Source organism: Methanomethylovorans sp. (assembly GCF_041305605.1).
Classification (GTDB): Archaea; Halobacteriota; Methanosarcinia; order Methanosarcinales; family Methanosarcinaceae; genus Methanomethylovorans.
This window is the reverse complement of record NZ_JBFYLB010000100.1, coordinates 1-8,481: the sequence shown is the minus strand read 5'-3', so window position 1 is coordinate 8,481 and position 8,481 is coordinate 1. Positions and strand designations below refer to the sequence as shown.

At 40.2% G+C, this 8,481-nt stretch carries 5 protein-coding genes; all 5 read left to right on the top strand.

Annotated elements, in window-relative coordinates; all coding sequences use genetic code 11:
- Window positions 1–626: 626 nt before the first annotated feature.
- The 5 genes from ACCM36_RS06465 (at window position 627) to ACCM36_RS06445 (ending at window position 8,450) form a co-directional block, all read left to right on the top strand.
- The gene (locus ACCM36_RS06465) at window positions 627–1,826 is read left to right on the top strand and encodes a hemopexin repeat-containing protein (RefSeq protein ID WP_370572932.1); all 1,200 of its coding nucleotides are present in this window, start codon (window positions 627–629) and stop codon (window positions 1,824–1,826) included.
- A gap of 656 nt (window positions 1,827–2,482) precedes the next feature.
- A complete protein-coding gene (locus tag ACCM36_RS06460; RefSeq protein ID WP_370572931.1) occupies window positions 2,483–3,970 on the top strand; it encodes a hypothetical protein in 1,488 nt (495 codons plus the stop codon).
- Window positions 3,971–4,033: 63 nt separating this feature from the next.
- On the top strand, window positions 4,034–5,659 hold the full coding sequence (locus tag ACCM36_RS06455; RefSeq protein ID WP_370572930.1) for a hypothetical protein: 1,626 nt from the start codon (window positions 4,034–4,036) through the stop codon (window positions 5,657–5,659).
- Window positions 5,660–5,753: 94 nt separating this feature from the next.
- Window positions 5,754–6,656, top strand: coding sequence for a C1 family peptidase (locus ACCM36_RS06450; protein ID WP_370572929.1), 903 nt, complete (start codon window positions 5,754–5,756; stop codon window positions 6,654–6,656).
- A 207-nt stretch (window positions 6,657–6,863) separates the two neighbouring features.
- Complete coding sequence (locus tag ACCM36_RS06445) at window positions 6,864–8,450, top strand: HEAT repeat domain-containing protein (protein ID WP_370572928.1); 1,587 nt, start codon at window positions 6,864–6,866, stop codon at window positions 8,448–8,450.
- Window positions 8,451–8,481 lie beyond the last annotated feature (31 nt).

Here is an 8,481-nt window from a genome sequence, read left to right as displayed (position 1 = left end):
GGCTCTGTAGAGAGCTGTCTATTGTTTACTTAGAATTGAGTTAAATCTGAAATGGAACTGTATACTTTGTGAAGGGTTATGCATTTGCTCTTCCGGATATGAGTTATACAACTTCTCTGATTACACTGAAAATTTCAAATGGAAGTTGTTGTCTGCTATACTAGATCTTATTTCTATTTAGTTACATAGATAATAAAGGAGTATAGTAAAAAAGTTAATCTGGAATACTGCACTAACTTTATTTTAGTAGAGTGGGAGTAAGATATTTAGTGTGACAGATGAGTTATTGGGTAATAATAACTCCTCTGCTTAGTTGTAATTTTAAATATCTTCACTTGTGGGGGGTGATTAGGTGATCTTGTATGAAGATGTAGGGAATTCATAGAGAGTGTTTACTATAAATAAGCTAAGGCTCGTAGCACTCCTTAAATTCAATCGGATTCCGAATTAAAGAAACTTTCAATTATCCCATTATTTTAAGTCCTTGAGATTATCTGACTTAAAATGGTTATTTTCTGCGGATCGCTGATCAAACCGAATCTTATAACAGCAAAAAGAAATCACGAAATTGAAATGTGTTTGAGATTCAACCAATGGCTAGAAAATTATATTGAAGGTGATATATTATGGTTGATGCTAGAACCAATGTTTACTTCTTCTGGAGGGATAATTATCTACGTTATGACCGAGTCCTCGATCGTACAGACGAAGATTATCCTTTGTCCATCGCAGGCTACTGGCCCGGGTTTACTGAGGCCGGATTTGATACCGGAGTAGATGCAGCAGTTAATTGGCAAAACGGTAAGATCTATTTCTTCAAAGGTAACCAATATCTGCGCTACGATATTGCCGCCGACAAAGCGGACCCTGGCTATCCTCTTCTTATTGCTGGCAACTGGCCAGGATTTACCGAGGTCGGATTTGATACCGGAGTGAACACAGCAATTAATTTTGGAAACGGTAAAGTGTATTTCTTCAAAGGTAATCAATATCTGCGCTACGATATTGCTGCCGACAAAGTGGACCCTGGCTATCCTCTTCCTATTGCTGGCAACTGGTCAGGATTTACTGAGGCTGGATTTGATACCGGAGTGAACGCAGCAATTAACTGGGGAAACGGCAAGGTGTATTTCTTCAAAGGTAACCAATATCTACGTTACGATATTGCTTCTGACAAAGTGGACCCTGGCTATCCTCTTTCGATTGCTGGCCATTGGCCAGGATTTACCGAGGCTGGATTTGCCGAAGGTGTCAGCGCAGCGATCGACTTGTCTGATGAAAGTGCCGAGATCTGGCTAGCTGGTGCAGAGATAATTAAGAGTCCTGTGAACGGTCCCAGGTTTCTTCCATTACCTTGGCGTGGCGTGTTACATACCACTGAGGGTAGTACCCTCGAAGGTGCCATTAGCTCTTTCCGGTCAACGAACTTCTGGCCACATTTCACCATCGAGCCCAATACCCTGCGAGTCGTCCAACACCTGCCACTTACAATTGGTGCCAGGTCTTTATCGGACAAAGCGACCTCAGAGAATGCCGCTCATTGCATCCAGATCGAGATTGTCGGATTTGCTGCACAGACTCCCAGCTGGGCACCCGAGCAACTAGCATTCATTCGTGATGTGATGCGGCAGATCATGTACCAGGTACCGATCCCACGGCAGTCCGATCGCACATTCCTGGATAGTACCGGTGTGGGTACTCACCCCGAGAACCGAATGTCTGTGAACGAGTGGAAGTTGTTCTCAGGGTGGTGCGGACACCAGCATGTTCCAGGTGAGACCCACTGGGATCCGGGCGCCATCGACATTACTGCCCTTCTGTCATGACGCTTTTCTCTTTTGAGATCGGATACCAAATGTTGAGACACCTGAGGTGTAGTTGTTAAGTAGGCGTATCTCTTTTGTCTACTCTTAAGTCTGTTTATGAATATATTCAAAAAAGTGAGCTCTTATTACTCCCAGGGAAATCGCATTTTATGGACCTGTACAACTCGTGATCCCAGAAACAATGTGATGACATCTATTCTTTTTTTATTACTTACTAACTATCAGTTAAATGCATCGTAATCTTTGGTTATTTGCTCACTCTCTCTCTCTGCTTCAGACTTTTTGCTGGTAGAGCGATGCCGAGATTTTAAAAGAACTTTAAAATACAAACCTTTGGACGTGAAATCAACTTAAAATTGGTTGTATATTCAACAAGATAGTTGTTCTTTGTGTAACTACAGACAATGCAAAATCAGACTATGTCCAAAAGTATATATTTGATGATGTATAACATTAAAATGGGGTAGTAAACTAGTGGGATTGGAATCGTACCATTTCATATCTTACTGTCGAGATTGCTATAGAGGGTTTTGGTAGCCATCTGGTTTCAGTCAGTTGTTTATAACAGGCATATAAACCGATGTTTAAACTTTGTTATTTTTGGAATGGTCTTTAATATCCAACCTCCAGAACTAGTTTCACAAGGAGGGTATAATATGGCAAAAGATGTATCTGCAGACTTAATGCAGGCTTTAACAGCCAAACTTTATTCTACGATTACAGGTAATGATGGCAACATTCAAATGCCGAGGAACAAATTCGTCACGTGGATGCTTCCAGGAATTCCTTTTACACCGGAAGATTTTGTATTTTGTTCAAAAGGACTGATCGGTGATAGTGCAGAAGCGACCCGGGATCTACAGCATCAGGCCTTTGTACTATCAAAGATGTTCGATTACATTCCTGATGTAAATAATCAGTTTGTAGATACTACAATGCAGCAGACAATATTTACAACTACTCAGGATACGATCAGTTCGGTATACAGGGATGTATTAAAATACAGCAGGGTGCTGAACAATGAACTGAGTGATAAAGAAAAAGAGAAGATAAAAAAGTTCAGGGATCTGTTGTCTGTAACAAAAGAAGTGACAGATATTATTACAGATGAAAAGAAAATGGTCACTGAACCCGGTCCTATTACTCTGGCCTATATTGCTAAAATGAATGATTATATAGATGCTGCTGATGAGTACATGAATTTATTGATCGATGCTCAGAGTGCAAAAGGCAACGATCAGGAAGCAATACGAAGAGTTGCTTCATGGACGAATAAATCCAAGTTCATCCGCAGCAAAATGGAAGCTGCCTATATGGCGTGGGTATCGCAGGGGTATAAAAACGAATATGAGCAAATAAATGCCTACATTGATCAGGTCACGCAAAAGAGTATGGTGCTGTACAAACAGGATCTGCTTAATAAGTACAAGAATGGCTTATTAACCAGTACCATGGAAGGTACAGCCGGAGATTTTTATTATACTACCTTAATCCCCGGAAATTTTGCAACCAGTCCGGGCTGGACCAGATTCACATTCTATGAAGGTGATTATGAAACTCACTTTAACAAGAATACAAGTCAATGGAGTGCAGGAGGCGGGCTTAGCTTTGGATTGTTCTCAATTGGCGGCCGGGCTTCAGGTTCAAAAGTTGAAGTGAATACCAGTGCCAAAGCCACGGGATTTAGTGCATCATTGGAATTCACGCAGATCCCCATAGTCAGGCCATGGTTCGATCCGGGTTTCTTCTCTATGAGAGCATGGACCTTAGATAAAATATGGGATCTGAATTTTGATAAAAAAGTTTCCGATGGAGGGGAAAAACCCACGGGCAGGCTGGTTGCTTATCCGATAACCGCATTGTTTGTCAGAAATGTCCGTTTCAGCCTAAGTGAATGGGATAGCAACAGTCAGTATATCAATAAACAAATCAGCGGAGGCGGTGCCGTTGGCTGGGGACCTTTCTTTATCGGCGGTTCATATTCTCACGGCAGTGAAACGAGGAACGGAAGTTATCATAACGAAGGCGGAAGCATTGTAATAGATGGCATGCAATTGGTTGGGTTTATAAATAACATTATTCCAAAGTCTCCGAATCCCAATCCTGAGATCAAACCTGAACAATTTGTCGGGGGTGAAGAGTGATCATCTGTGCCGGAGAAACACATTTTCTCCGATATGTTTCTTTAAGATCATGGTGGTAATTCTATGGAATCAAAAATATCGCTGGCATTAGCTACCAAGCTGAAAATGATCTTTGAAAAAGAGGATAAATTCCTTACATTTCCTTTAGGGATCGGATTCCCTTACAGGTATTTAAATTTCATGAAAGATCCCTCTGTCAGTGGATTGACTCTGCAGGAGCAGTTGAACAATAAAGGGGATTTTGCAAGACTATTAAATATCATTCCTGATGATGGTGCAACATTTTCTGCGGATGCTTCCAGGTTGCTCTGGGACGAGCTAAAAGCCGTTCTGAAAAATTCCATCTTTGCTGTCAGTGGATTATCCGAAGCGGAAAATAGATCACTCGATCAGGCAATTGATTTCCTGACCGATCTAAAGACAGAAGAAGATGGTACTGAAATTCCGGTTAATTCCGTTGCGGTAACAAAATATTATGAGTATAAAACAGTTTATGAAAACGCGGTAAATACGTATCTTAACGAAAAAATAACTGTCGAGAACTCAACCGGACCGGAGGGTGACAAACTAAAACAGCAATGGACTGCATATAGAGAAAAAGAACTGATAGATATTAAAAACAGGGCAGAGGCAGATTGGAAGAATTTAGGATTTAAGGTAGAGGTGGAAAACAACCAGGCAATTAAAAATACTCTGGAACTCAGGAAATATCTTGATATGTATCGGCAGGCATATCTGGATGAAATTAATATTTCAGAAATACCTGATCTTAACGGTTTAGGAATTGGTTTTTGCACAACGTTTTTTAGTCCCATTGACGCTTTCGATACAAATTTACCATGGACTAAGCTAACCTTAACAAAAGAGGAAATTGCAAGCCTTATTCAAAATGCATCTGTTGAATTGAAGGGCCTTTTTAATGCTTCTCAGGGAAGTGATGATATTGAATCATGTTCTTTGGAGTACAACAATGTTGTTGTAATACGCCCATGGTACAAGCCGGAATTTTTTGCATCCAGATATTGGAAGATGTCAGAAGATGTGGTAATTTCCGATGGTAATTTGCCTCGCAAAGGAAAGATACCTGCTTATATAACAAGTATGGTTGTCGTAAGAAACATTAAAGTTACCAGAAAGAAAAAAGCAGGATCTGATCCACTTATATTACAGATTTTCAGTATAACTCCGATACAGACGCTTAAAATGAGCAGAACACCTGTGACAATAAAAAGTCGTCTTGCATCTGATGTGGCACCGGTAAGGACTGGAGTTGAGATCAGGCCAAAAACAGCTTCGAGATTTTCGGTTGCCGAAGCAGCACCCAGATCTTTCAGAACAATGACAGCAACAACTGCAATCAGGGATAAGTCAGTTTCTTCTCCTTCTTTTAAGTCGTCTCTTTTGATGAGTAACTTAAAGCAACCGTTAACTCAACCAGTTGACTCACAGGCTACACTTAATATTAAGTTGAAAGAAAAAAAGAGCTATGTTTCAGAAAAATATATCGGAATGACCATAAAAACACCATTCTCTCCGATCCTTCCGACATCTGTCGAGCTTTCAGGGGCTTCTGCCAATGATCTGATCACAGAGACCTACAACATGGATGGGGTTGCAGTACTGGCTTTCGTATGCAAGAGGGTACCAATGTCACCAGATCCTGATAATACATTAGCGTGGAATATTTAGTGATATTCGTTTGTTTATTTTTATGGTGATCAGGTCCTACTGATCAGTAGTTACCGAGTCACCATTATTTTGGAATGTAAAAGGGGGTTAAAAAATGGGATTAGTTAAGAAATATGGTAGAATGGGCTGGATCCCGGACCGTCCCAGCTTCCGGGATTATACGATCGAAAATAAGGAAATGCATAAGACTGAATCTAAGGAGATGCAGAAGTTTCTGTCTGCTATCAGTGTGAAAAAAAGAGCGAAAATAGATCTTCCGGAGACTGTAGATCTCAGAAAATGGTGCTCAGAGATCGAAGACCAGCAGAATCTCGGTTCATGTACAGCTAATGCGGCAACAGGGATCATGGAATATTTCGAAAAGAGAGCTTACGGGAAATATCTTGATGCCTCCAGGCTGTTCATTTACAAGACAACAAGAACTCTTGGTGGCTGGATAGGAGACAGCGGGGCTGAACTCAGAACGACCATGGGAGCACTTATACTCTTTGGGGCTCCTCCTGAGGAACACTGGCCTTATACAGATGAAGATCCTGATTTTGATATGGATCCAAGTCCTTTCTGTTACTCATTTGCAGGGAACTATAAGGCTATCAAGTATTTCAGACATGATCCTGCAAACAGTTCAAAAGAAGACATTCTTGGAAGCGTTAAGAAATCCCTTGCATCAGGTATACCCTCGATGTTCGGCTTTACAGTCTTTGACTCAATAAGACAGGCGAACGAATCAGGTAAGATACCTTTCCCATCTGCAAATGAAGGAGTTCTTGGAGGGCATGCGATCATTGCAGTGGGATATGACGACGATATGGTGATAGAGAACACGATATCTGATGAGGTTTCTACAGGTGCTCTTCTTATCCGAAATTCATGGGGTGAAGAATGGGGAAATAAGGGATATGGCTGGCTTCCGTACAAGTATGTACTGGAAGAGGAAGCAATGGATTTCTGGTCGATGATCAAACAGGATTGGGTGGAAACAGGGAGATTTGTATAATTAAAGAGAGCATGTCACGGATCTAGTTATACTTGAATCTTTATGAAGTAAGATTTAGCTCTCAAGAAGTGAAATCTTTGTTCAAATAACTTCTTGAGATCTCTTATTTTACAGTATTTTAGAAAGGCTATCGTAGAATCTTGTTTAACTATTGTAAAATGCTTTTTTGAAGATATACCCACGCATTTTTAAGAAGAGGATGTTACGATGAACGGTTCGGACGATTTAATTCCAGATAAGCTCTTTAAAGAATTTACTGACTCAGAGAACAGTATCGCTGATAAAAAACGGGTGTTAAAAGATTTCAGTGAAGTGATGGATAAAACTCTCTTCCTTGAACCTGCAATGCATTTTATATCTAAAAAGGTGGAAGACGAGGTTAGAAGCTGGGGAACCAACGTTCTCGAGATCATTGGAGGAAAGGATGCTTTTAAATTTCTGATTGATCTTTTAAAAAAAGAGACATCCCGAGAATTAAAACGGAATTATTTGTTTACTCGTTTTTTTGCTCTGAGGGCAATTCAAAATATTGCCAGCTCTGATTACGAACGCGAAGAGGTGCGTATTTTACTGGACCATATATGGCCAGACATTGATGAAGATTTTCTGATCAGGGCAGAAGCCTTGATCCTTATTGCGAGGAAGGAAGAGAGTGAACTTATCGATATAGTCAAAGATATGCTTAAAGCCGATAATGATTTCAAAGAACAGGAATTTTGGGCTCCACTTCGTTGTTTACGCGCATTGAGAGAATTTCAAATTCCAAGTTTAGCTGATGACATTATCTTCGTCCTGCAGAATAGTAAGTATATAGATGTTAAATACCAGGCCCTTGCAGTGCTGGGTTACTATAATGATAACTTGAAAGTTGTCCGTGCATTAGGGGATATTGTTATTGATACCAAAAAATCTAATAGGTATCTAAGGTTGACAGCCGTTGGGTCATTAGATAAACTTGAGAATCGAGAAGCTGAGACTGATCTGTTAAAGGCCATCCAAGATGAGGATGCGGAAATCCGCGAGCAGGCATGTTATGCATTGAAGAATATATTGAAAGAGGGTGCGGTATCGATCATAGTGCAGCATGCCCTGAAAGAGGGAACAAAAGGACCTGGTAATGTATTAAATTATTTAATAGACGCTATAAGGCGTATAGAGCCGGATGGAATAGTTACCACGGAAATTCTTAAAAAGGAATTAGGTAGTGAGGATAAAAAACGCACTGAAGTGGCAGAAAAAATATTGATTGAATTAGGTGGCTGGGCAGCATTTCAAACACTTAGTCAAAGACGGAACACTCTGGATAAACTGGATAAACTCTTAGCCGAATCAGAGAATGCTATGAAGGGGACGTTTCAATCGACTATCCGTCAAGCAATTTTCAATTTTTATTTTGCTATGATAGTTAATATCATAATTGTCATGATCGGTATAATTCTCATTGCATTGGCAATAAATCAGTTTATTCAGAGACCGGAGGAGCTGAAAAACTGGATCATCCCCGGGGGAACTGGTGCGTTAGGTATACTTATCAATTTGGTTTTTAATAACCCACGTAATAATGCCCGTTCTGACTTTACAGCATTGGAGAATGCACATGTTGTTTTTCTTGGTTTCTTGCGACAATTGAACGTAATAGATGCAACCTTTAAAAAAGCCTACTTAGAAAGTCACGAGTTTGGACTTGAACAAATGCAAACAACTGTAATACAAATAGAAAATAGTGTAGCTCAAACTCTGGCCCACAATCAGACTCTTTTAAAACCAATCAAAATAAAAGAGGATTCAAAATGAAATCACAACTTGAGGAATGTTTATTCCGGCT